Source organism: Anabaena catenula FACHB-362, from assembly GCF_014698735.1.
Lineage (GTDB): Bacteria > Cyanobacteriota > Cyanobacteriia > Cyanobacteriales > Nostocaceae > Anabaena > Anabaena variabilis_A.
Genome location: NZ_JACJTQ010000007.1, coordinates 23802 through 49881, shown reverse-complemented (window position 1 = coordinate 49881; position 26080 = coordinate 23802). Strand labels below are relative to the sequence as shown.

Here is a 26080-nt window from a genome sequence, read left to right as displayed (position 1 = left end):
CAAAATCCCACATCCTTAAAACTGTGTTGGGTAATGGTTACGTACAAACTAACCTACTACACGGCTATAGGGGCAATTCATGAATTGCCTTATACTATAATTAACTGTACTTTTACAGTTGATTTTGGTCAAGCAAGTTTATATCTACAAAATTCAAAATATCTTAAATTATAAATATGCTGAGAATTAAAAATTTAAATAAGTCCTACGGAACTAGAAAAGTTCTTCAGGATTTGAGACTATATATTGACACAGGAGAAATTTATGGCTTACTCGGTGCAAATGGAGCCGGCAAAACAACGACAATAAATATTATTTGTAATTTGCTTAATGCTGACAGTGGTTATATTAGCCTCAATAATAAACCTGTTTCGGAAGCAACCAAGAAATTAATTGGTATTGCTCCTCAAGAAAATCTGTTATATAAAACTCTTTCTTGTGAAGAAAATTTGCAGTTTTTTGCAGATATTTATGGTTTAGATCGCCAAACCCGCCAAAAACAAGTCGCAGCAACTCTTAAAGCTGTAAATCTATTAGATAGAGCTAAAAGTCCGGTAGAAACTCTGAGTGGGGGAATGCAAAGACGTTTAAATATTGCTGTTGCTTTGGTACATCAGCCAAAATTAGTAATTCTTGATGAACCAACTACAGGTTTAGATATTGAAGCCAGATATGAAATTTGGGAGTTAATTCGCCAACTTAAAACTCAAGGAATGACGATTTTATTAACAACACATTTATTAGATGAAGCTGAAAGACTTTGTAACAAAATTGGGATTTTGAAAAATGGTAAAATTTTAGCTGAGGGTAGTTTATCTGAGTTAAAAACCCTAATTCCGGCTCAGGAAATAGTGGTGTTACAAACTACACAAGAAGAACAAGCGATCGCATTAGCTCAAGAATATGGTTTTACACCCCGGCGTTATGGTAGCGATTTGGCTTTTTGGCTACCAGAAACGCTAGAATTAAGGGAAATCATCGCCAGATTTGACGGTATACCCATTGATTCTATTTCTCGTCAACCTGTACGGTTAGAGCATATTTATGTGGAAGTAACCCAAGGTAAGGAGTGCTGAGTCCTGAGTGCTGAGTAACGAGTAACGAGTAAAAAATTCCAATTTTTTCCCTATTCCCTATTATGGATATTATAGAAATTCTCAAAGCCGACTATCAAAAATTTCCCGTTAATCAAACTTACAGTATTTACGCGCCTGATGTTTATTTTCAAGATACGGTTTTTAAATTTCGTGGTTTAGAACTTTACAAATGGATGATTAAATTCATTCAGACTTTTTTCTTAAATCTGAAAATGGATTTACATAACATCCAACGCCAAGAAGACACTATCAAAAGTGAATGGACACTGAGTTGGAATTCTCCTCTTCCCTGGAAACCACGCATATCTATCTCTGGTTGGAGTGAATTACGTCTCAACGCTGATGATTTGATAGTTTCCCACATTGATTATTGGCATTGTTCACGTTTAGATGTACTAAAGCAGCACTTCTTTTCCTTAAACAACGGATAATGTAAATAAATGTAAATAAAATTCAGGCAGGACAGAATCATCCATGCGAGTAATTTTAATGACCGGCAAGGGTGGGGTAGGTAAAACCTCAGTCGCGGCTGCAACGGGATTGCGTTGTGCAGAACTCGGCTACCGCACATTAGTTTTAAGTACAGACCCTGCTCACTCCCTAGCAGACAGCTTTGATCTAGAATTGGGACATGATGCCCGACAAGTCCGCCCAAATTTGTGGGGAGCAGAACTCGACGCGCTCCAAGAATTAGAAGGTAACTGGGGTGCGGTGAAGCGTTACATTACTCAAGTGTTACAAGCACGGGGTTTAGACGGGATACAAGCCGAAGAATTAGCCATTTTACCGGGAATGGATGAGATTTTTGGCTTGGTCAGAATGAAACGTCACTATGATGAAGGGGAATTTGACGTTTTAATTATTGACTCTGCCCCTACTGGTACGGCTCTACGTTTGTTGAGTTTACCAGAGGTCGGCGGCTGGTATATGCGGCGTTTCTATAAACCTTTTCAAAACATCTCGGTAGCACTTAGACCTCTAGTGGAACCTATTTTTAGACCAATTGCTGGTTTTTCGTTACCAGATAGAGAAGTAATGGATGCTCCTTATGAGTTTTATGAACAAATAGAAGCTTTAGAAAAAGTATTGACTGACAATACTCAAACCTCAGTCCGTCTTGTCACCAACCCAGAAAAGATGGTGATTAAAGAATCTCTCCGCGCTCATGCTTATCTGAGTTTGTATAATGTAGCTACGGATTTAATTGTCGCTAATCGCATTATTCCAAAAGAAGTTGAAGATCCCTTCTTCCAACGTTGGAAAGAAAATCAAGAACAATATCGCCAAGAAATTCATGAAAACTTCCACCCCTTACCTGTGAAGGAAGTACCTCTTTATTCGGAGGAAATGTGCGGTTTAGCAGCATTAGAGAGACTCAAGGAAACGCTCTACCCGGATGAAGATCCAACTCAGATTTATTACAAAGAAACAACTATCAGAGTTGTGCAGGAAAATAACCAGTACAGCTTAGAACTTTATTTACCGGGTATTCCTAAAAATCAAGTTCAACTCAGTAAAAGTGGCGATGAATTAAATATTACTATTGGTAATCATCGCCGTAATTTGGTTTTACCCCAGGCTTTAGCAGCACTTCAACCATCAGGTGCAAAAATGGAAAATGATTATCTAAAAATTCGCTTTGCTGACATTGTGAAGGTTTAGATGACTAATTAACAGGTGACAGAAAATTTTTATGTAGCAATCCTACTACATTATATATGAGCAAATTCTGTTGCCTGTTAAGATCAAGATCAAAGGATTAGTAGGGTTATTTTAACCTCATGAATCCAAAATCCAAAATCGTTTGACCGTAATCTTACTGAAGACAAAGACCTGAGTAAAATCTAAAAATACGATTAAGCTGAATCGCTTACTATAGTAAGATACTAAAATATTTGATCAAAGCAATGGCCTCCATCCCTCCATTAGACCTGAGGACAGGTATGGAAAAAGAAAATTTATTACGTCGGATTACAAATCGCATCAGACCGTCCTTAGAGTTAGAAGACATTTTCATAGTAGCCACAGCGGAAGTTAGGTCTTTACTGGGAACTGACCGAGTAATGATTTACAAATTCCATGCAGATGGTAGTGGTCAGGTTATTGCTGAATCAATTTATGAAAATCGCTTACCGTCTTTATTGGGTTTGAATTTCCCAGCGGATGACATTCCCCCCCAGACTCGTGAAATACTTATTAAATCGCGGGTGCGTTTTATCGTGAATGTTGATTCTAGGGAGATTGGTCAAAGCCCTCAGCGTGATCTGGAAACCGGAGAAATTATCTCTGAGGAAATTATTTATCGGACATTAGATCCATGTCATGTAGAATATTTGACGGCTTTGGGTGTTAAATCTTCTGTAGTTGCACCGATTATTTATCAAGATGAACTTTGGGGATTGTTAGCATCTCATCATTCTCAAGCCCGTGATGTGGCAGAATCTGAACTAGAAGCGATGCAGATGCTGGTAGAGCAGTTACCCGTAGCGATCGCTCAAAATAACCTTCTCACCCAAGCCCGCGCTAAAGCCGAACAAGAAGCTATCATTAACAGCATTGCTACCTTACTCCATTCACTACCGACTATAGTTTTACAACCACCTTTAGAAGCCGCAGTGGCCGCTTTTCAGGGAGTAGGAGGCAGGTTATGTATCAGACACAATGCCTTTAACTTTCAAAATGGCAGCTTTAAAAGCTTATTAGAATGTTTAATCCCTGGTAGGGATTGTTTTCAACTTTATACCTGTGGAGAGCAACCTGTAATTCCGGCACAAAGTAAATATCCCTTACTAGAGCAGTATAGTGTCTGGCAGGAACATTATAAAACTGGTGAATATGAAGTTTGGGCAATTTCCGACATCTATGAAAATGCGAATTTACGAAATGTACAAGTTGCTTTTAAACCAACAAAAATTCGCAGCATCTTGATGATTCCCCTCCACTATCGTCAGGAATTGGTGGGCTATTTAAGTATTTTTCGTAATGAACTAGATACAGAAACCCTTTGGGCTGGACAATTTGATCCAGATAGTAGGCAAATTTACCCCCGGCTATCTTTTGAAATCTGGCGGGAATCTAAAAAAGCACAACCTCAAAAATGGACAAACGAGGAAATTAATTTAGCGAAAGAAATCAGTAAAAACTTTGCTTCCGCAATTCAGCAATATGAACTTTACCAACAGGTACAAGCATTTAATGAAAACTTAGAAAAAAAAGTCCAGAAGCGGACATTAGAAATGCAAAGAACTGCTGAACAACAACAAGCAGTATTTGGAGTTATTAACAAGATTCGTGACTCTCTAGAAATTGAAACTATTTTCCAAACCACCACTAAGGAAGTTTGTCAATTAATCAAAGCTGATCGTGTTTCAGTTTATAAGTTTAGTGCAGATTGGGGTGGGCAATTTGTCGGTGATTTTGAAGCTGCTAGTCCCAAATGGTTAAATGATCCGAAACTGGGAATCAATACAATTTGGAATGATACTTATTTACAAGAGACAAAGGGAGGACGCTACCGAAATAATGAAACTTTTGCTGTAAATGATATCTATGAAATGGGTTTTGCTCCCTGTCATGTTGATAATTTAGAGCAGTTTCAAATTCATGCTTTTGTGTTAGCTCCTATTTTTATTGGCAAAAAACTTTGGGGTTTACTTTGCACTTATCAACACTCCAGTCCCAGACAATGGCAGGACACAGAAGTTAGCTTCATTAGTCAGATTGCATCCCAATTAGGGGTAGCGATTCAACAAGCTGAATTACTGGTAAAAACTCAGCAACAAGCGGAACAACTAACACAAACTCTGCATGAATTACAATCAACTCAAACCCAACTTATTCAAACGGAAAAAATGTCTTCTTTGGGGCAACTTGTAGCGGGTGTTGCCCATGAAATTAATAATCCAGTTAACTTTATTTCTGGCAACCTTGTCCATATCAATGAATATGCTGAAGATTTACTCAGTATGCTCCATCTCTATCAGCAGGAATGTCCAGAACCCAGTGCAGAGATTGTGGAACGGGCAGAAGAAGTGGATTTAGAATTTCTGATTGAAGATTTACCAAAAAGTTTATCTTCTATGCAAATTGGAGTTGACAGAATTCGGCAAATTGTCTTATCTTTGCGAAACTTTTCACGTCTTGATGAGTCAGAAATGAAAGAGGTGAATATCCATGATGGCATTGATAGCACTTTGCTGATTTTGCAGCATCGCTTAAAAGCGAAACCTGAAAGTCCGAGCATTCAAATAATCAAACAATATGGCAATTTACCTTTGGTAGAGTGTTATGCCGGACAACTAAATCAAGTATTTATGAATGTTTTAAGTAATGCAATTGATGCCCTGGAAAGTTATAGAACATTTAAATCAGAAAATCCCCTGTCAGGGAAAATTACTATTTGTACTTCCATAGGCGAAATAAATGAAAATGTGCAAAGTGCAGTAATTCGTATTAGTGACAATGGGCCAGGAATGCCAGACGCTCAAAAGGCAAGAATTTTTGATCCATTTTTCACTACTAAGCCAGTGGGTAAAGGTACTGGCTTGGGGTTGTCAATTAGTTACCAAATTGTTGTGGAAAAACACGGCGGTATATTCAAATGTGATTCACAACCAAATGCAGGTACAGAATTCTGGATTGAAATTCCCATTTTCCATATCACCTAACAATTTTAGATTTTAGATTTGGGATTTTATATTAAAAAAAACTGTATTCTCGTTCCCATACTCTGGATGGGAATGAATTTTAGAAGGCTCTGCCTTTAATGATAGCAGAGGCAGAGCCTCTGTGATAGCATTCCCAGTTGGAAACTGGGAACGAGTTAAAAAGCAAATTTAGAATCTGCTTCAATGAGAAAACAGAGTTTGCTGACTGGATTCATTGTTCTACTCTACATAGGTAAGATTTTCTCTAAATTTCTAATTCCTAAGTTGCACAGGCATAGCTAAATAAGTCATTTTTAAACCACCCAAAGGTGTAAAAATTACTGGTGTGAGACTTTGATTTAAATGCATTTGAATTTCTGAAGATGGTAACTCTTTCAAGCCTTCCATTAAATATTTGACATTAAAAGCAATGTCTATATCTTCTCCAGATATTTGTGCCGGCATAGATTCTGTACCACTACCCACATCTTGGGCTTCACAAGATAAAGTAATTTCTTGATTGGCGTTATCAATGCTAACTTTGACAATATTATTTTTCTGATCTGCTAACACAGCAATCCGCTCTAAAGTGCTAATAAATTGCCGCCTTTCAATAGTAACTTGTCGCTCAAATTGGCGGGGAATTAATTGCCGATACGCGGGATATTGTCCTTCTAAAGTTCGGCTGGTTAGGCGTTGATTTTGCCAAGCAAACACTATTTGACCTTGATCAAAATATAAGGCTACAGTTTCCTCTGAGGAACTATGAGCTAACATCCGTTGTAGTTCCCGTAATGCTCTCGCTGGTACTGTTACCTCAAGTTGACTGCTACCCTCCAGCGGACGCTCATTAGTTGTTTCGAGAACAGCTAGACGGTGTCCGTCAGTCGCTGCAAATTCTAAGGTGTCTTGTTTAACTGTTAAATGCACACCGGTGAGAACTTGTTTGGTTTCATCAGCACTAGTAGCAAATAATGAACCTCTTAGTCCTTCAATTAAAGCAGCCGTGGTGAGGTGAATTGCTTCTGAATTTTCAATTATGGGTAATTCGGGAAATTCTTCTGCTCCCATAGCGCGGACTTGATACTTGCCGCTTTTGGGTTTGAGAGTCACAATGATACCTTCTCCGGTGTTGTCCCCTGATTCGTCATCTAGGGTGATTTCGCCTTCTGGTAGACGGGAGGTGATGTCTACAAGTAGTTTAGCAGGAAGTGCGATCGCTCCCCCTTCTAAGACTTCAGCACTAAAACTGGTTCGGATACCCAAGCTGAGATCAAAGGCTGTTAAGCTGACTTGGTTAGTTTGAGCGTCCGCTTGCAGCAGTACGTTAGCAAGTACGGGATGAGTTGGCCTTGATGGTACTGCACGACTGACGAGTGATAGGTTGGTACTGAGATCGCTTTGAGCGCAAACTAATTTCATAAATCTGAGATACAGCTGGTGAAGGATAATGGTAACAAATTTTGGACTGGGGATTGAAATACAATTCGATATCCGAAAGCATATAAAAATTCAATGCCGCAGCAAAGCTATGAAACCTGCTTGTTCAAAGTGTTTATCATAAGCAAGAGCCTCTAAAATATTTTGCATCTCCATAATTTTAAATGACGCACAATCTGTATGACTCCAACCTTGATCTAGACGTTGGTTATATAATTCGAGTGCGCTGATAAACAGTTCACTCGTTTGAGGAACAATCTCAATATTAGAATTGCTAAAAGATTGATTAATTAGACTAATTGCTGCTCTCTTAAAATTACTTCCTTGTTTAGAAAAAGCATTCAACAATTCAGTGAATACCATTTCACTGGTAACTATGCGGACATTAGGCAATAAAGATGCAGTCACACTTCTAGCTTTAAGATGCAATTCATCGTTAGGATTTAGTAGAGCAATCCAGTAACCTGTGTCAGCAAATACTTTTTTCATTCTTCACTCTTGGGTGAACCATATAGATAGTGATCTAAATTTTTTGACATATCAGATGGTAGCTTTTCCCATTCTGATTGAGGAATTTGACTACTCACATCATCAATGAAATTTAAAAAAGATTGTGATGCTAAGGTATCGGTAAAATCTCCAGTTTTATTTTCGGAAATTCTTTGCTTAAACCTGTTTTTAATGAACAGTAAGAAATTTAATACTTCTTGGATTAAAAAGTCAGGGGTTTGAGAAATTTCTTTGATTAGTTCTTCTTTTACTGTCATGACTTCACCTCGTTTATTTCATTCTGATCATCTTGAGATACTACAGTAATTCTATAACCTAAAGCAAATAGATAACCGTAAAATTTTCAGCTTTTAGATAAAAAACCAAGATTCTTTGTTGTTCACAGTTATTCAATCAAATCAAATGAAAATAACTCTTGCGCTTTAGCGACTGTTTTCTGTCCAATACCTTGAACATTTTCTAATAACTCAGGTGTTAATGTACCCTGTAATGCTCGCAACTTAATAATTTCTTTGGCTGTTGTTCGTTTGATACTTAGTATACTTTCTAATTCATCAAGTGTTGCTGTATGGATATTAAGTTTAGTTTCTCTTTTAACTACACTTTTATCTAAATATCCTAAAATATCAGCAATTAATAAATAAGTATGAAACACTGTTTTAACTGCTTCAATTTTGGTAATTGAAGTATGAACACCTTTATTAGTAAGTTTGTGCGTTTTTTGTAAATAGCTACCTAAAAAATCAATATGAGTTTTAGCTAATTCTCTATTAGATTCGCTTTCTATGGCTTTATCCATAAACGCCCAAAGTCTGTTTATATATTGCTGTTGACCTAATTTTCTGCCATTTATATCATTATCAATTGATGGAAAAAGCTCATCTGCAAGTCCTTCAATAAGTCGTCTACAAGAAGTTAAAGCGTGTGACCATTCTTCTGGATTATCACTAGAGACAGACTTAAAAGCAATCATGAGCTTTTCTGCTAGTTCAGGATTTAAATCTAATAGTTTATCATCAACTTCTTCTTTAAGAAAATCAAAAGTTGTTTTTGTTGTATTTGTGTATACATATTTATTAAGAAGATAAATAGCTTTTTCCTGAGATTTTCTTTTTATATGAGCTATTCTTTTAAACAAATGTGATTTATAGTATGTTCCATCATTACCTCTCTTATTTTTTACTAAATCTGCATATTTTTCTTCTATAAAGCTTATGCTTGAGACTCCCCCTCCAGCTTCGTCATGCAGGAAATTTAAATCATCATTATCAAAATGATAATCTAGTTTTACTCCTGATTTTTTAAAATTAAGTTCTGCTTTAGAAAATGCTTCTTCAGTTAGTTTATTCTTATTTGTTTGTTGCTCTATTAAAGCTTTTAGATAATTTTCAACAGGTTCAATGTAATCAGGTTTCCCCAGATGAAAGTTACACCAAGATATAATTTGTTCTTCATTAAGAATCGAAGCAGCACGCAAAAGTTTTTGAACACCTGATGCAACACTACCCTTTGGTGATTCTAATTCCTTTAAAGCATCGTTTAATATTGTTATTGCTTCCTGTTTTGCATTAACCATAAAAATAAATTTAGTTGGGGTCTATTAAGTAACTTACTATTATATAGTATATCTTAACACTCATTAACTCTGAGTTACTTTGCAGTAAAAAAATGCAATAACATAAAAAACACTTTGCGCCTCTGCGCCTCTGCGTGAGACAAAAAAATGTGGTTCATTTATCCGAAAATCGCTGTAATCAGAAATTCATCACACTCAGCAGAGGAAAATCTGAAACCTTTATTTAACAAGGCTTGGAGTATTAAGAATTACGAATTATTTTAATCCAAGTTTCACAGGTGGGACGAGATAGCTGCTAATTGCCACAATAGAAGAAAGAGCAAGCAATCATTTAACTTTAAACTTAATTAATCTGGTCTACACCAAGTAGCCAATATCCTACCACTCAGGGACTAACACGGAGACTAAACTACACATGAAGACAAATAATCATCACTTAACACCCAAAAATATGGATACCAAGTTTTTGTTCCACAAATTGGGAACCAAAACAAGAGGGTGGATGTTAACTGGTTTAACAGTTGTGCTTGTTGGTGGCTGTTCCCGTATGAATAGCAAGACTTTAGAAGCCGAACAAAATATTTCTCAAGGTCAGAATACTCCAGTAGTGGCTCCTCCTGCCATGATCTCCTCCTCTGGAGATCCTAACTTTATAGTTAAAGTAGTACAAAATGTAGGCGGTGCTGTGGTTCGCATTGATTCTACCCGAACAATCACATCTCAACCAGCGGAAGAATTTGGCGATCCATTTTTCCAGCGGTTTTTCAGCGATAGAGTCCCACAATCAAGAGAAAGAGTAGAAAGAGGTAGCGGATCAGGATTTATAATTAATTCCTCTGGGCAAATTTTGACTAATTCCCACGTAGTAGACGGCGCTGATAGAGTAACAGTTACACTCAAAGATGGACGCACTTTTAACGGTAAAGTCTTGGGTGAAGATCCAGTAACGGATGTAGCGATGATTCAAATTGACGCTAATAACCTACCAACCTTAGCTCTAGGTAATTCCGATATTTTACAACCTGGAGAACCTGTGATTGCCATTGGTAATCCTTTAGGTTTAAATAATACTGTCACCTCTGGAATTATCAGTGCTATGGGTCGCTCTGGTAGTGAGATTGGCGCTAATGATAAACGTGTGGACTATTTACAAACAGATGCAGCAATTAACCCTGGTAATTCTGGTGGACCATTGTTGAATGCTCGTGGTGAAGTGATAGGAATGAATACAGCAATTATCCAAGGCGCTCAAGGTTTAGGATTTGCAATTCCTATTAATACAGTACAGAAAATATCTCAGGAATTAATTACTAAAGGTAGGGCAGATCATCCATATTTGGGTATTCAAATGGTGACACTGACACCTGAAGTTAAGGAAAAATTTATTAGTACATTTGGCGATCGCGTGAATTTAGTCACAGATCAAGGAGTTTTATTATTGAAAATTGCCCCTAACTCACCAGCAGCAATTGGTGGACTTCGCTTTGGTGATGTAATCAAAAGCATTAATAACCAACCTGTTAATAAAGTAGAGGAAGTACAAAAGCTAGTGGAAAATAGCAAAATTGGTAGTCCATTACCAATTCAAGTAGAGCGAAATGGGCAACCAACTCAAATCATAGTTAAACCTGCACCTTTACCCATTAGGAATGAAAGTTGATTTCAGATATTTATCAAGATTAAATCCCAATTTACAGGAGTTGATTTCATGACTGAATTAGCACCAATTATTCAATTAGGTAATCCGATATTACGCCAAAAAGCAGTTGAGGTTGAAAATATTCAAGATCAGAGTATCCAGCAATTAATCGACGATTTAATCGCCACTGTTGCCCAAGCTAACGGTGTAGGAATTGCATCTCCCCAAGTAGCAGAATCTTATCGTTTATTTATTGTCGCTTCCCGTCCTAATGCTCGGTATCCCTCTGCGCCGGAAATGGAACCAACAGCAATGATTAATCCCCAAATCATTTCTCACTCAACTGAAGTCGTCAAAGGTTGGGAAGGTTGCTTAAGTGTTCCTGGAATTAGGGGTTTAGTTCCTAGATATCAAAAAATTGAGATTGAATATACAGATAGAAATGGGAATTTGCAAAAGCAAGAATTAACTGATTTCGTAGCCAGAATTTTTCAACATGAATATGATCATCTGGAAGGAAAAGTATTTTTAGATAGGGTAGAATCTACTGATGAATTGATGACTGAAGCAGAATATCAAAAGCAGATAATTGGTATAGCAGGTGAGAGGTGAAACAGGACTAATATTTGATTTTTGAACATATACGTAGGGTGGGCATTTCCCACAATATGCGGGTTTTGGTGGGCATTGCCTACCCTACAACACTTGGATATTTTATGGCTACGCCACGCAAGCTAATGGCTACGCCACGCAAGCTAACAGAAATCATTTAGGATTCCTATAGTTTACTAATCTCAAGGGTAATCATCAGCAAAAATACTGAATAGTGGTGCTATGAACGGTTATTCTGATTTTTAGCCCCTTTGAATATGAATTATGAAAAAGCTGATTAATCAACCGAAAGACTTTGTTAGGGAAAGTCTAGAAGGAATGGCTGTGGCTCATGGTGATTTAATTAAGGTAAATTATGAGCCAACTTTTGTCTATCGTGCCGATGCACCTATTGGGGGAAAGGTAGCAATTATTTCTGGAGGTGGAAGTGGTCACGAACCGATGCACGCTGGCTTTGTTGGTGATGGAATGCTTGATGCTGCTTGTCCTGGGGAAGTTTTCACCTCACCCACACCTGACCAAATGTTAGCCGCAGCGCAACAGGTAGATGGTGGTGCTGGTATTCTTTATATTGTCAAAAATTATAGTGGCGATTTGATGAATTTTGAAATGGCGACGGAATTAGCTAGAAGTGAAGGCATCCGTACCCTAAATATTATCATTGATGATGATGTGGCAGTGAAAGATAGTTTATATACCCAAGGCAGAAGAGGTGTAGGAACAACGGTGCTGGCGGAAAAAATTTGTGGTGCAGCCGCAAAACAAGGTTATGATTTGCAGCAAGTAGCTTCTTTGTGTAGAAAAGTAAATTTGCATGGACGGAGTGTGGGAGTTGCCCTCAGTTCTTGTACAGTGCCAATGAAGGGTACACCGACTTTTGCCTTGGGAGATAATGAAATAGAATTAGGGATTGGGATTCATGGGGAACCTGGTAGAGAAAGAGTTGCCATGAAATCAGCCGATGAGATTACAGAGATTTTAGTGCGATCGCTTACTGATGATACCGCCTATAGTCGCACAGTGCGGGAATGGAACGAAGCCACAGAGGGATGGGTAGATGTGGAACTGTTAAATAAACCCCTGCAAAAAGGCGATCGCATTCTAGCATTTGTTAACAGTATGGGTGGGACTCCCATTTCTGAACTTTATCTTGTCTATCGCAAACTAGCAGAAATCTGTGAGCAGGAAGGACTACAAATTGTGCGAAACTTAATTGGCCCCTACATGACATCTTTGGAAATGCAAGGCTGCTCAATTACTCTGCTGAAGTTGGATGATGAGATGCTGCGGTTATGGGATGCACCAGTAAAAACGCCAAGTTTACGCTGGGGAATGTGAGATGATTACTCAGGTGCAAATTGTCGAATGGTTACAGGTTTTCGCTTCTGTCATTGAGCATCATAAAGAAGACTTGACAGAATTAGATGCGGCCATAGGTGATGGTGATCATGGTATCAATATGGATCGCGGCTTTAAAAAAGTCAGCAGTCAGTTAGGGAGTTTTACAGGTAAAGACATCAGCAGCATTTTCAAAGCTGTCAGCATGACCTTAATTTCCAGTATTGGTGGTGCCAGTGGACCCCTTTATGGAACTTGGTTTTTAAGGGCTAGTTCCGCAACAGATGGCAAGCAGGAATTAACAACAGAAGATACCCTAAAAGTCCTTCAGGCTGGCTTAGATGGTTTACTAGAGCGTGGTAAGGCGCAGTTGGGAGATAAAACTATGATAGATGTGATGTCTCCGGCTGTAGGTGCTTTTGAGCAAGCTGTCAGCGAAGGTTTGGAGACTGTAGAAGCTTTGCAGAGGGCGGTTATTGCGGCAGAACAAGGGTTAAAGGCAACTATCCCCATGTTAGCTAAAAAAGGCAGGGCAAGTTATTTAGGTGAGCGAAGTTTGGGACATCAAGATCCTGGAGGTACTTCTGCTTATTGGATGTTGCGGAGTTTATTGGAGGTGGTAGAAGGTTCGAGGGGGTAAGGCAGGGGGCAGGGGGCAGGGAGAAAGGGGACGCGGGGAAAGAGGGAGAACTTAGCAGGGGCTTAGGGCATTTTTTTCTGTACAGTCCTCTGACAACCTAAATACAAGCTAAATAAATGACGGTTTTAGGATGTTGACAAGGAATAATAGAATGGGTAACTAACTGGCTAAGGTATTACAGTGGTTGGCATTGTTATCGTTTCTCACAGTAAACAATTAGCGCTGGGAGTGCGGGAACTGGCCGCACAGATGGTTCAAGGACAAGTTCCGCTTGCTGTTGCAGCGGGAATCGATGATCCGGTAAATCCACTAGGTACAGATGCCATACAGGTTTATGAAGCGATCGCATCTGTATTGTGTGATGATGGTGTTCTAGTGCTGATGGATTTGGGTAGTGCTTTGATGAGCGCGGAAATGGCGCTAGAGTTTCTATCCCCAGAACAGCGAGAAAAAGTATATTTATGTGCCGCACCTCTGGTAGAAGGGGCTGTAGTGGCTGCTGTAGCTGCGGCTGCGGGAAAAGACATACACCAAGTTATCGCCGAAGCACAGGGCGCATTAGTATCAAAAGCCACGCAGTTAGGTTTTATTAGTAGGGCTGGATTTAACCAATCAATAGACGGAAAACCAGCAATTCCCTTATCAGTAAGTAGCCAACCTATCCTCAATGAAGAAATTCCCACCAGAGAAATTAGACTCACAGTTAATAATCGCTTAGGTTTACACGCCCGTCCTGCGGCTCAGTTTGTAGGCACTGCATCCCGATTTAAATCCCAAATTAGAGTCCAAAATTTAACTAGAAATACGGAAGCAGTTCGGGGTGACAGTATAAATCAGGTGGCAACTTTGGGAGTGCGTCAAGGACATGAATTGCTGATTACTGCTACTGGTGTTGATGCCCAAGAGGTGCTGACAGCGTTGCAAGCTTTAATTATCAACAACTTTGGCGAAGATAATACTATTGTAGAATTACCACCCGCTGTACCGCAAGAAGTGACACCGCCTCAGCAGGGGGAAATTATCGGTATTGCTGCTTCTCCAGGAATAGCGATCGCACCAATAGTTCATTATCAATCTGCCGCGATTGCGATTACCGAATATCATATAGAAAATGTAGAAATAGAGTGGCAAAGATTACAATCAGCTATGCAAATAGCTAAACAGGAAATTCAAACTTTGCTCTCCCACGCCTCTATTCAAATTGGGGACGCAGACGCAGCTATTTTTGATGCCCATTTGTTATTTTTAGCAGATCCTGTATTACTAGAAGCCGTTCACCAGGGTATTTTTAAACAACGTCTCAATGCAGAAGCAGCTTGGCAAGCTGTAGTAGATGAGGTAGCAAATTCCTATCGCAGACTTGAAGATGCTTATTTGCAAGAACGAGTGGATGATGTTGTCGATGTGGGACGTAGGGTATTAAGAATATTACTGGGAAACTCACCCTCTGACTTAGAATTGACAGAACCATCAATTATCATTGCCAGTGATTTAACTCCTTCAGATACCGCCAAGCTTGATCCCACCAAGGTTTTGGGTATTTGTATGACTTCGGGTAGTGCTACTTCCCATACTGCAATTATCGCCCGGACATTGGGGATTCCTGCGGTTTTGGGTGTCGATACTCAGGTGTTAAACTTGGAAAGCGGCACTTTGCTCGCACTAGATGGGGAAACTGGCAGGGCTTGGATAGCACCAAAAGCGGCTACCTTAGCTAGATTAGAAACCAAGCAGCGAGTATGGCGAACAGCCCAAGAAGAAGCACGAAAAAAGGCACACCAGCCAGCAATTACCCGTGATGGGCGACAAATTCAGGTTTTGGCGAATATTGGTAGTCTTGCAGATGTTCAAATCGCTGTCGCTAATGGTGCAGAGGGAGTGGGATTACTACGCACTGAATTTTTGTATCTTGATCGGACAAGTGCGCCTGGAGAAGAGGAACAATTAGCAGTTTATCAAGCGATCGCTCAAGTTCTCGAAAATCGACCTTTAATTATTCGCACTTTAGATGTAGGTGGAGATAAACCACTCCCTTATCTAAATACAGGAGTTGCAGAAGCTAACCCCTTTTTAGGGGTGCGGGGAATTCGTTTTTGTTTAGCAAATCCGCAGTTATTAAAAACTCAATTACGAGCCATTTTACGAGCCAGTGCCGGCAATATGATCAAAGTTATGTGGCCGATGATTGTTACTTTAACAGAAGTCAGAGCCGCAAAGGCAATTTTGACTGAGGTACAAAGGGAACTGCGGGAAGCGGGTATACCTTTTGATGAGAAGATGGAAGTGGGAATGATGATTGAAACACCCGCAGCAGTCGCTATCGCTGATCAATTAGCTAGGGAAGTTGATTTCTTCAGTATAGGCACAAATGATTTAAGTCAGTATGTCATGGCAGGCGATCGCACTAATCCTAGAGTAGCAACTTTAGCCGATGCCATGCACCCCGCTGTTTTGCGAATGATTCAGCAAACAGTACAAGCTGCTCATGGGGAGAGTATTTGGGTAGGATTATGTGGAGAAGTAGCAGCTGACGTTTTCGTTGCACCCATTTTATTAGGTTTAGGTTTGGATGAATTGAGTGTCAATCCCCAAGCTATAGCCCCACTCAAACAGGCAATCTCACATTTAACTATAACTGAAGCCCAAGCGATCGCATCTGTAGCATTACAGCAAGATTCAGCAACCAGCGTCAGAGAGTTGGTTTATCCAATTGGCTAATATAGTAGATGACAGGTGAAAGTGTGCTTTAACACCAAACATATTGAGTTACAAACAACTCCTTAGGGTTTGCTGTATCCCTTACGGGAGCCGTTAGGCATATAAAACTAAAACCTTTACCAGTTAAGGCTTTAAAAGCTATTAAAAGTGATAATAGTGCAAGGAATAAGCCTTGATCATATCAAAACTAATGCATCTGATCAGGTTCTGTATTATTCAAACTCCTCTTCTTCCCTCTTCCTTCTGACTCCTGACTCCTGACTCCTGACTCCTATCCCTCACGAAAAACTTTTTCCGCAAACCCTCCTTAATTTCTGAATATCACTATTCATAATCACATCAATATTGCGAGTAATTTTCTCAATATCCCAATCCCACCAACGAATAGAAAGCAGAATTTCTATTTCTTCATCACTAAAACGCTGCTTAATGGGAACTGCGGGATTACCACCAGCAATTGTATAGGGAGGAATATCTTTTACCACCACAGAACGCGCTGCAATTATAGCACCATCACCAATTTTTACCCCCGGCATAATGAGAGAATCATAACCAATCCAAACATCATTACCAATGATGATGTCACCTTTGCTAGGTAAATTCATCAAATTTGACATTCCTGATTCCCAACCATGACCAAAAATTGGAAATGGGTAAGTAGAGATGCCATCAATTTTATGATTTGCACCATTCATGATGAACTTAACATGAGTAGCAATGGCACAAAACTTACCGATAATTAAAGAATCACTACCATAGTTGTAAAGGACATTCTTCTCAAACTCCTCCGGGTTCACCGGATCATCATAATAAGTGTAATCCCCAACAATGATATTTGGGGATTTAATACAACTTTTAATAAAGCAAACCCGACGATGTTCAGGTATGGGATAAGGATGGTAAGGACTTGGACCGTATTGTTCCATTAAATTTAAACACCCTGATTTTAGCTGCTATTTTTCCTCTTGATTATTATCACAAATCCCCAATCAGAATTTTACCCCTAACTGTCCATTGAAACCACGTATAGAATGATATCCAGCACCAAGAAAAACGTTTTTAGTAGCGTTTGCTTGCACACCACCAGAAAATGCCACACCCTGATCTTTTGAATATAAACCAACACCTACATAAGGAGAAATCACAGGTAAATTCACAAATTTTAAAACATCTACACCTGTAGAACTATCAGCACCAGTGCCGATTTCAACCCCTAAACTCAACGCCCTAGCACCGATAGCATAGGTAACTTCACCATCTTTTTCACCCACAGAAATCCAAGGTTGGGGTACAATTTGTGCAGATGCTTGACTAGGGGTAAATAAAACTAATAAACCCAGAGAAGTGATAATAGTTTTGAGAATAAATACTGATTTCATTTTTTTACCTCACTATTTGCCACAATAAACAATCATGACGCATTTCACCTAAATAAGTGCCTGAAACCAGAAAAGACGCAAAGCCAGAAACTTCTCTGCGTCCCTCTGCGTTACCTTTGCGTACCTCTGCGTTTAAAACTCTTCTACATCCTCTCCAACACCTTAATTCCCAACAAATCTAATCCTAACTTCAACGTTCTCGCAGTTAAATCACATAACATCAACCGCGAAGTTCTTACAGGTTCCTCAGATTTCAGCACCGGACAATTTTCATAAAACTTATTAAACTTATCGCTGAGATTATATAAATAATCACACAAACGATTTGGAAGTAAATCCTGTTCAACTTCACCAATCACTTCATCGAGTTGTAACAAATGCTTTGCTAAAGTAAATTCTGTATCTTCTCTCAGAACAATTTTGGCATTATCTCCCAAATTAGCAAAGTCAATATTACCTTCTCGACTAATGCCTTGAGTCCTCACATAAGCATATATCATATAAGGTGCTGTATTCCCTTTGAGGGAAAGCATCTTATCATAACTAAAAACATAATTACTAGTGCGATTTTGGCTTAAATCGGCATATTTTACCGCACTAATACCAACTACATTAGCAACGTTATTAATAAATTCTTCAGTTTCTTCTCTACCTTCTTCTTTTAATCTCGCTTCCAAATCTGCACGAGTGCGAGAAACTGCTTCATCTAACAAATCTCTTAACCGGACAGTATCCCCAGAACGAGTTTTGAATTTCTTCCCATCTTCACCTAAAACCAAACCAAAAGGAACGTGAACAATTTTCACATCATCAGGTATCCAATTAGCTTTTTTTGCTACTTGGAGAAATTGAGAAAAGTGGTTAGCTTGTCCTTCATCTGTAACATAAATTATTCGCTTGGCTTGATCTTCTTGAATCCGGTAACGCAGTGCTGCTAAATCTGTAGTAGCGTAGTTATAACCACCATCAGATTTTTGGACAATTAAAGGTAAAGGTTCACCCTCCCTATTTGTAAAACCATCTAAGAAAACACATTTTGCACCTTGGTTTTCTTCTACTAATCCTGCTGTTTCTAAATCTTCTACTACTCCTGGAAGAAATGAATTGTAAAAAGATTCTCCCCTTTCATTTAATTTGATATCCAGCAAATCATAAATTATCTGAAATTCTTTCCGTGACTGTTCACACAAAAGGTTCCAAGCATGAAGAGTATCTTCTGCACCTGCTTGTAATCTCACAACTTCTTGACGTGCTGTTTCTTGAAAAGCTTCATCTGCATCAAACCGTTGTTTAGCTTGACGATAAAAAGTAACCAAATCACCAATATCTAAAGCGTTAGCAGTAGTAAGTGCTTCTGGGTAAACTTCCCGCAAATAGGTGATTAACATCCCAAATTGCGTACCCCAATCACCGACATGATTTAACCGCAATACATCATGTCCACGAAATTCTAAAATGCGGGCAATACAATCACCAATAATTGTAGAACGCAAATGTCCGACGTGCATTTCTTTAGCAATATTCGGACTGGAAAAATCGACAATTTCCTTTTGGGGATTTTTCGCTGTGGGAACTCCTAACCGAGAATCTGCTTTAATGGCGTTTAGTTGTGCTTCCAGGTAGGATGTTTGCAATTTTAAATTAATAAAACCAGGCCCAGCGATTTCTGGTGGTTCGCAAATATCAGATATATCTAGTTTTTCTACAATAGCAGATGCGATCGCTCTCGGTTGCATTCCCAACTTCTTACTCAGGGATAAAGCCACATTCGCTTGAAAATCCCCAAACTTAGGATTACTCGCAGTCACCAAAATCGGATCTACCTCGGTGTAGTCAGCGCCAAACGCAGCCACCAAAGCCTGTGCTAATTTCAGTTTAAGTTGTTCTTGTGTAGCGTTCATATTCAAATCTTATCTATGTCGAAGATGCTATGGGCTGCTGAAAATTAGGATATTCCCAAACGCTTGATCATTCTAGCCTCATAACAGTTAATTACGAATTACGAATTACGAATTACGAATTACGAATTATTTAACAACTGTCATACTTTGAATTCGCCACACACCTTGTTTACGAATCAAATCATAACGAACTCGTAACCGATCTTCAGAAGACTTTTTACTTTCACCCTGTTCATAAAAGTGGGTAACTTCCTTAACTGTAGCTTCTACCACAGCGTTATCAGCAACCGTCTCCTTCTGATTGACAAATTCCACCTTCACATCATGCTCATACTTGCGATAGCGGCTATCTCCTATATCTTGCTTGACAATTAACCGCCATTGTGATAGGGCGGAACCAGTCAAAATCTCATTTAAACGATTAATTTCATGATTTGGGCCTAAAGCTGCGGCCTTAGTAGATAACCAAGTTTCAATCACGTCCTCTGCTGTCGCCGTTGTTAGTTGACCAAACCCTACTTCTGGTTTGCTTTGGGGGTCAGGTATCATGATTGCTGGTTGATTCAGTTCTATAGCCAAAGGTTCTCCCTGTAAAGTTGCTTTCGGGAAAAACATATTGTTTAACCATCCCCAGGCTGTAGAAGCTAATAACCAAAAAACTAATAAACCCCCCAAAGATAAGAAAACCATCCACACTACACGGGTTTTGGCATCTAAGGTATGACCAAAAGTGCGCCGTTGTCGAGCATGAGACGGGCGATATTCCCAAACACGATCTCGACTGTTAGGGGAAGTTGGCTTGCGTCGGCGACGCTTTTTGGTGTGACTGGGTGCAGTAGAATGAGCAGCACCATTCATTTGCTGGTGATTTACTCCTGTCCCTATTGCTTCTAGTGGCGACTGTATAGGTATCTCTGGTGTGTGACCTTCGGAAATAGGTACTTGGGGTGAGGAGAACTGAGGAGATTCAGATATTTCTCTAGCTGATGTTGCTGGGAACTCTACATCAGATGTACGGTTGTGATTGACCTGGCGACCATTACCAGTCTCATGGCTGCGATGATGGAGACTATTGATTGGGGGCGCAGGAAAAGGCTGGCGGTTAATTGTGTCCCATTCATTAGTGCTTTGGGCATCTGTCGGTAAAGCTTCTAAATAAGCTTGTACCTGTGCATCAGCAAAGTAATCTTTCAAAGAAGCTTTTTGTCTGGACAAATCACGAAAGTGGGGAAATACCTCTTGTTGTAACCACAATTCACCATATAAACACAATCCTGGCAGCAAGTCTGGTGAGTCTTGAGATTTTTCTCGAATAATAGCTAAAGCTTCATATTCCTGACTCAGTTCCAAAACGCGGGTTGCTTCTTCAGTTTGTCCTAATAACAAAGCACATAAAGACTGTTCTAAATGCACATCTTGGCGCTTACCCAGACGGATCAACATTTGCTTGGCTTGACGAATTAAAGCAGGTTGGCGTTGGGTAAAACCCCTGGCTATCAAGGCATAAACTGCTAAATATGTGGCCACGGCAGAGGGTCGCTTGCTTTCGGCTTCAAATAGTTTGTGCTGTTCTGCAACGGTTAAGTGGTTGCGTAACTGCTGGATAAATCTGAGAAAGTCATCTATGTTTAAACCAGATTGATCATTGCCATTTCCATCCATGCCGCCCCGATCATCTAAAATCCCCTGCAATAATTCCAATCCCTGACGGCGTTCTTTGGTTTTTTCTGGAGGTAGTGCCAGTAATTCTAAGATTCGATATGGTCGCAGCTTACACAAATCAGCGGCAATTTCCCCTTGCACGCTGGGGAATATCCCTTCGCGTAATAGTAATTCTTCGCCAGTTTCTAGAGATATGGCGGCATTTTCGTAATGACCTTGCTGCCATTGTTCCCGTCCTAGTTCTAGGCAGGCTAAGGCTACAGTGAGAATAATATCTGGTAGTTCAGGACTTGTAGAAAATTCCTCACTGGTCAGACGATTGCCTACTTTTACACCGACGCTACGATTTTTATTGACTAGGTACGGGCGACCTAGTTTGAGTACAAGTTCGTATTCTCCTAACTCTTGGAGGATTAATAAAGCCCCAACTAATTCCTCTGGAACAATTTCGATACTGAGACTTTGGGTATCTGGTTCGGTGTTGTTGCTTTGAGTCCGGTTGTCCGATGCCAATGTCACAGATGACCTATCAGGATCATAGGCGTGGGCAAGATACTGATGATTGTAGGCGCTGCGTTCTTTGGAATCTGATAAAACCACGTAAGCTTCTTCTATGAGTTGTTTACGAGAAGATATGGCTGTAATCGAATACTCCCGTCGTGGCAATTGAACAATGCGATCGCTATACGCTTGCCGCAATTGTTCCTCACTTGCCGCTAACGGTAATCCTAAAATCCGGTAGTAATCGAGCGGAATTCGCACAGCCTACTTCCCCTGCACCGTGTTCGCGTAGTCTCTAGTAGAGATCGACATAGTTCACCTAGATGATTCCAGGTATGTAAAACCGTGCCATAATAATAGCTTTAGTAATACCGTGTCAAATATACACTTAAAGTGTATATTGCCACAGCCATTTTTCTTCCTTTCGGAGAATTAATTCATATCCTAAGAATTTGTTGTGAGCTTTGGTGTCGCCCACCGAAGATATCTCTCAGCGCAGTGCTGTATGCAATTGCCTAGGGAGCCTTATCTTTCTATTTTTATCCTTAGTATATTTGCTGCAACCTTCACCTTTTCCCCCTGTTTCCGTGTCTCTTCCTTAATATCAAATTGGGCTATTCCCAGTTAAGGTGTGATATTAACACGCCCTAGCATTAGTTGATCCTGATAACTAGGAAATAAACAATACCATAGTTAGACTTTAATGACAAGCCTTTAGCTAAATTTAAGTATTTTTGCGTAATTTCATCTAAATTCTCTAAAACTGTTAATAGCTATGCAGAAAGCCAGCTATCCGGATTGCTACCTTAATAATTAAGAAAATGAGTAGGGAAAATCAAAAACAGCTATTTGCCTTGAGGAGCAAGAATAAGCCAGAAAGATTAAAAATGGAAAAATTACAACTTACCCATTCCCTACAGGATTGTTTTAGTGCATAAATTAAGATTTGATTGTGAGATGTTGATTCTTGTCAACGTTGGCTGGTTAATAGCTGACGTAATATAAGACCAACTTAGATTAAAAACCGTAGCTTTAATTTGTACGACAGGAATATTTGACAATAATGCTTCAAGAACGCACGTTACCCCCATTTGATGCAGCCACAGTCCAGATTACCAAAGAAGAAGGCTTGGCTTTATACGAAGACATGACATTAGGTCGCTTCTTTGAAGATAAATGTGCCGAAATGTATTACAGAGGCAAAATGTTTGGTTTTGTCCACTTGTACAACGGTCAAGAAGCTGTTTCTAGCGGTATTATCAGAGGAGCAATGCGACCGGGTGAAGACTACGTTTCCAGCACCTACCGCGACCACGTTCATGCTTTAAGCGCCGGAGTGCCAGCAAAAGAGGTAATGGCAGAATTATTTGGTAAAGCCACAGGTTGCAGCAAAGGGCGCGGTGGTTCCATGCATATGTTTTCTGCTGAACACCGTTTATTAGGTGGCTATGCTTTCGTCGCTGAAGGTATTCCCGTTGCGTCTGGGGCAGCTTTCCAAACTAAATATCGTCGGGAAGTCTTAGGAGACAAAAATGCCGACCAAGTAACCGCTTGCTTTTTTGGTGACGGTGCTTCCAACAACGGTCAATTTTTTGAAACCTTGAATATGGCAGCTTTATGGAAACTGCCCATCCTGTTTGTGGTAGAAAATAATAAATGGGCGATTGGTATGGCTCACGACCGCGCCACTTCCCAGCCAGAGATTTACAAAAAAGCCAGTGTGTTTAACATGGTTGGCGTGGAAGTAGACGGAATGGATGTTTTAGCAGTGCGACAAGTAGCTCAAGAAGCCGTAGCCCGCGCCCGTGCCGGAGAAGGCCCCACCTTAATCGAAGCTATGACCTATCGCTTCCGTGGTCATTCCCTCGCCGACCCAGACGAACTCCGCAGCAAAGCCGAAAAAGAATTCTGGTTTGCCCGTGACCCCATTAAAAAGTTAGCTGCTTATTTGCTGGAGAAAAATCTAGCAGATGAATCAGAATTAAAAGCCATAGAGAAGAAAATTCAGGATCTCATCGACGAAGCCGTAAAATTTGCCGAAAGCAGCCCCGAACCAGACCCAAGCGAGTTATATCGCTTCATTTTTGCTGAAGACGTGTAACTAGGGAACAGGTGACAGGTGACAGGTGACAGAGGTAAATTTTACCAATCACCAATCACCAATCACCAATCACCAATTCCCAATCACCAATCACCAATTCCCAATCACCAAAAATCATGTTTACCATTGACATTCAAGAACAACAATACAAAACCTACATTCTTTCTGATGATAGTGCTGGTACACAAATAGAAGTAGTACCAGAACGTGGCGGTATAATTACCCGTTGGCGGATTCAAGGTCAAGAAGTCTTTTATTTAGATACTGAACGCTTTACCCATCCTGATTTGAGCGTTAGGGGTGGAAATCCGATTTTGTTTCCTCTTTGCGGTAATTTACCGGATAATACTTATACCGTTAGCGGTAAACAATACACTATCAAACAACACGGTTTTGCTCGTGACTTACCTTGGGAAGCAACTGAGCAAAAAACTGATGGTAAAGCTAGTCTGACTGTTGTTCTCAAGAGTAATGAGGAAACCAAGGCAGTTTATCCTTTTGACTTTGAACTAGCTTTCACCTACGAATTACAGGGTAATACCTTGGTAGTGCGTCAGGAATATAAAAATTTGTCATCGATACCAATGCCATTTTCGGCTGGTTTCCATCCCTATTTTCTCTGTGGTGATAAAAATCAGCTAGAGGTGGAAATTCCCTCTGGACAGTATCAAGACAATAAAACCAAGGAGTTCCACGCCTTTAACGGCAAATTTGACTTTAACCAGGATGAAATTGATTTTGCCTTTGGAGGGCTAACTAGTCAATCGTCCTCTGTGACAGATAACAGCCGCAGGTTAAAGCTGACCTTAGATTATGATGATTTCTCTACCTGGCTGGTTTTCTGGACGGTGAAGGGCAAAGACTTCTATTGTCTAGAGCCTTGGAGCGCCACCCGTAACGCTCTCAATACTGGTGAAAACTTGACTGTGTTAGCACCTGGAGCTAGTTGCACTGCTTCTTTCGGGTTAACGGGAAATTTTTTCTAAAATCCCTTGACAAAACCATAGTTGTTGATGGTATATTGGGAAAGTTGCAAATTGCATCAAAAGGGTCGCTAGCTCAACGGTAGAGCACTCGGCTTTTAACCGATTTGTTCCGGGTTCAAATCCCGGGCGACCCATTTTTAAGTAAAAGACGCTTGCTGAAACGTTGAAGATAAAAGTTTCAGCAAGCCTTTTTGTTATTAATCCATTTGTGAATGATATCAAGTCCGGCTAATTGCTAATCAAAAAGACTCGAACCGTCCTCGCATAAGAGCGTCTGTTCATTTGTATTCACCTTAAAGTGAAACGGTATCACCCCGTTCTGTTGGCAATTAATGAAGAAAATATAAAAATTCTGTAAATTATAATCGTAAGACTAGGCAAAAGGAAATAAATGTTATATATTTTATTCAACGCCTTATACCGAAAGATTTATAGACTACCAAATATGTGATCCCCCTAGCTTGGAGTAAAAAGCAGCTAGGGGGATCTTGTTTTAAGGCAAAAAAGAGGGATGACATAGCTTATAGGCGCAACAGCGTAATAAGTAAAAAATCTGAGCAACTCTAACTGCTGCCCAGATATATCTAGTTTAGTTCTGTCTGTGTCTGAACTAACTACACGAACAAGCATCATCATTCCGGTAATCAAGTCAATTTTCTCAGACAAAATTTTCAATCGGCTCAGAAGGTCACAAAGACACGTGGGGACTCAGACCCTTTTGGGACACATTCCCTCCCCGTCCCCGCGTCATTTTGTTGACTTAAAGGCAGTGAATAAATTATAATTTTGGATTGTCTGTCTAATTCCTGCTCGGATCAGGTAGACATACTGCAAAAGCTGGCAAAAGCCATAAACCGTGTCTCTACAGGAGATAAAAGCCAGCTACCTGTACGGCAACTTCAAGGACAATTTCATGACTTACGCAATTATTGAAACTGGTGGCAAACAAATAAAAGTCGAGGCAGGTCGATTCTATGACATTGAACTGCTGACTGCCGAACCAGACGAAAAAGTTACAATAGACGAAGTATTACTGGTACAGCACGAGGGTGGAGTCTCTATTGGACAGCCACTAGTGGCTGGTGCGACTGTAGAAGGGACGGTGATGCGACACTTTAGAGGTCGTAAAGTCCTGGTGTACAAAATGAAGCCGAAAAAGAAAACCCGCAAAAAACGGGGACATCGCCAGGAAATAACCAGACTTTTGATTAACTCTATCAACCTCAATGGTGAAGTTTTGGCTTATGAAGAAGCCCCAACTACTATTGAAACTCCTAATGTGGTTGATAGCTCTGCCGTTGAAGAAATCGCTGCTGAATAATAAACAACAAGTA

20 protein-coding genes and 1 tRNA gene are annotated in these 26080 nt (G+C 39.9%); 13 read left to right on the top strand and 8 right to left on the bottom strand.

Annotated features, from left to right (window positions below):
• The first annotated feature begins 176 nt into the window (after nt 1-176).
• The 4 genes from H6G68_RS07225 to H6G68_RS07210 all read left to right on the top strand — a co-directional run bounded on the left by H6G68_RS07225 (nt 177) and on the right by H6G68_RS07210 (nt 5764).
• Complete coding sequence (locus H6G68_RS07225) at nt 177-1076, top strand: ABC transporter ATP-binding protein (RefSeq protein WP_190906019.1); 900 nt, start codon at nt 177-179, stop codon at nt 1074-1076.
• 62 nt (nt 1077-1138) lie between these two features.
• Nucleotides 1139-1528: a C6orf136 family protein gene (locus H6G68_RS07220; RefSeq protein ID WP_190906018.1), complete on the top strand. Its 390-nt coding sequence runs from the start codon at nt 1139-1141 to the stop codon at nt 1526-1528.
• 43 nt (nt 1529-1571) lie between these two features.
• On the top strand, nt 1572-2759 hold the full coding sequence (locus tag H6G68_RS07215) for a TRC40/GET3/ArsA family transport-energizing ATPase (protein WP_127054975.1): 1188 nt from the start codon (nt 1572-1574) through the stop codon (nt 2757-2759).
• A 281-nt stretch (nt 2760-3040) separates the two neighbouring features.
• Entirely contained in the window at nt 3041-5764 is a 2724-nt protein-coding gene (locus tag H6G68_RS07210; protein ID WP_190906017.1) for a GAF domain-containing protein, read from the top strand.
• Between the two features lie 252 nt (nt 5765-6016).
• Here the strand turns inward: H6G68_RS07210 and dnaN are convergent, their stop codons facing one another.
• The 4 genes from dnaN to H6G68_RS07190 form a co-directional block, all read right to left on the bottom strand.
• Nucleotides 6017-7165 carry a DNA polymerase III subunit beta gene (dnaN, locus tag H6G68_RS07205; protein WP_071191207.1) on the bottom strand — a complete coding sequence of 383 codons (1149 nt, stop codon included), beginning with the start codon at nt 7163-7165 and terminating at the stop codon, nt 6017-6019.
• A gap of 90 nt (nt 7166-7255) precedes the next feature.
• Nucleotides 7256-7672: a type II toxin-antitoxin system VapC family toxin gene (locus tag H6G68_RS07200; RefSeq protein WP_071191206.1), complete on the bottom strand. Its 417-nt coding sequence runs from the start codon at nt 7670-7672 to the stop codon at nt 7256-7258.
• A complete protein-coding gene (locus tag H6G68_RS07195; protein WP_190906016.1) occupies nt 7669-7950 on the bottom strand; it encodes a hypothetical protein in 282 nt (93 codons plus the stop codon). Before H6G68_RS07195 ends, H6G68_RS07200 begins: the two co-directional genes overlap by 4 nt.
• Nucleotides 7951-8078: 128 nt before the next feature.
• Nucleotides 8079-9269 carry a ComEA family DNA-binding protein gene (locus H6G68_RS07190; RefSeq protein ID WP_190906015.1) on the bottom strand — a complete coding sequence of 397 codons (1191 nt, stop codon included), beginning with the start codon at nt 9267-9269 and terminating at the stop codon, nt 8079-8081.
• Nucleotides 9270-9684: 415 nt separating this feature from the next.
• On the opposite strand from H6G68_RS07190, the gene H6G68_RS07185 reads away from it, so the two are divergent.
• From H6G68_RS07185 to ptsP, 5 genes are all read left to right on the top strand, one after another.
• Nucleotides 9685-10929, top strand: a complete 1245-nt coding sequence (locus H6G68_RS07185; RefSeq protein ID WP_190906014.1) for an HhoA/HhoB/HtrA family serine endopeptidase — start codon at nt 9685-9687, stop codon at nt 10927-10929.
• 48 nt (nt 10930-10977) lie between these two features.
• On the top strand, nt 10978-11520 hold the full coding sequence (def, locus tag H6G68_RS07180) for a peptide deformylase (protein WP_190906013.1): 543 nt from the start codon (nt 10978-10980) through the stop codon (nt 11518-11520).
• A gap of 264 nt (nt 11521-11784) precedes the next feature.
• Nucleotides 11785-12858 carry a dihydroxyacetone kinase subunit DhaK gene (gene dhaK, locus H6G68_RS07175; RefSeq protein ID WP_190906012.1) on the top strand — a complete coding sequence of 358 codons (1074 nt, stop codon included), beginning with the start codon at nt 11785-11787 and terminating at the stop codon, nt 12856-12858.
• Between the two features lies 1 nt (nt 12859).
• The gene (gene dhaL, locus H6G68_RS07170) at nt 12860-13498 is read left to right on the top strand and encodes a dihydroxyacetone kinase subunit DhaL (protein WP_190906011.1); all 639 of its coding nucleotides are present in this window, start codon (nt 12860-12862) and stop codon (nt 13496-13498) included.
• 180 nt (nt 13499-13678) lie between these two features.
• Complete coding sequence (ptsP, locus tag H6G68_RS07165; protein WP_190906010.1) at nt 13679-16216, top strand: phosphoenolpyruvate--protein phosphotransferase; 2538 nt, start codon at nt 13679-13681, stop codon at nt 16214-16216.
• Between the two features lie 278 nt (nt 16217-16494).
• Here the strand turns inward: ptsP and H6G68_RS07160 are convergent, their stop codons facing one another.
• The 4 genes from H6G68_RS07160 to H6G68_RS07145 all read right to left on the bottom strand — a co-directional run bounded on the left by H6G68_RS07160 (nt 16495) and on the right by H6G68_RS07145 (nt 21920).
• Nucleotides 16495-17142 (bottom strand): Vat family streptogramin A O-acetyltransferase, encoded by a 648-nt coding sequence (locus tag H6G68_RS07160; RefSeq protein ID WP_190906009.1) that lies wholly within the window; start codon nt 17140-17142, stop codon nt 16495-16497.
• A 63-nt stretch (nt 17143-17205) separates the two neighbouring features.
• A complete protein-coding gene (locus H6G68_RS07155; RefSeq protein ID WP_190906008.1) occupies nt 17206-17595 on the bottom strand; it encodes a hypothetical protein in 390 nt (129 codons plus the stop codon).
• A 143-nt stretch (nt 17596-17738) separates the two neighbouring features.
• Nucleotides 17739-19496, bottom strand: a complete 1758-nt coding sequence (gene argS, locus H6G68_RS07150) for an arginine--tRNA ligase (RefSeq protein ID WP_190906007.1) — start codon at nt 19494-19496, stop codon at nt 17739-17741.
• Nucleotides 19497-19622: 126 nt separating this feature from the next.
• Nucleotides 19623-21920, bottom strand: coding sequence for an IMS domain-containing protein (locus H6G68_RS07145; protein WP_190906006.1), 2298 nt, complete (start codon nt 21918-21920; stop codon nt 19623-19625).
• 802 nt (nt 21921-22722) lie between these two features.
• On the opposite strand from H6G68_RS07145, the gene pdhA reads away from it, so the two are divergent.
• From pdhA to rplU, 4 genes are all read left to right on the top strand, one after another.
• Nucleotides 22723-23760, top strand: coding sequence for a pyruvate dehydrogenase (acetyl-transferring) E1 component subunit alpha (gene pdhA / locus H6G68_RS07140; protein WP_190906101.1), 1038 nt, complete (start codon nt 22723-22725; stop codon nt 23758-23760).
• Between the two features lie 116 nt (nt 23761-23876).
• Nucleotides 23877-24746, top strand: a complete 870-nt coding sequence (locus H6G68_RS07135; protein ID WP_190906005.1) for an aldose epimerase family protein — start codon at nt 23877-23879, stop codon at nt 24744-24746.
• 62 nt (nt 24747-24808) lie between these two features.
• Nucleotides 24809-24880, top strand: a tRNA-Lys gene (locus tag H6G68_RS07130).
• A gap of 779 nt (nt 24881-25659) precedes the next feature.
• Nucleotides 25660-26067 carry a 50S ribosomal protein L21 gene (gene rplU / locus H6G68_RS07125; protein ID WP_127054994.1) on the top strand — a complete coding sequence of 136 codons (408 nt, stop codon included), beginning with the start codon at nt 25660-25662 and terminating at the stop codon, nt 26065-26067.
• Nucleotides 26068-26080: the final 13 nt, after the last annotated feature.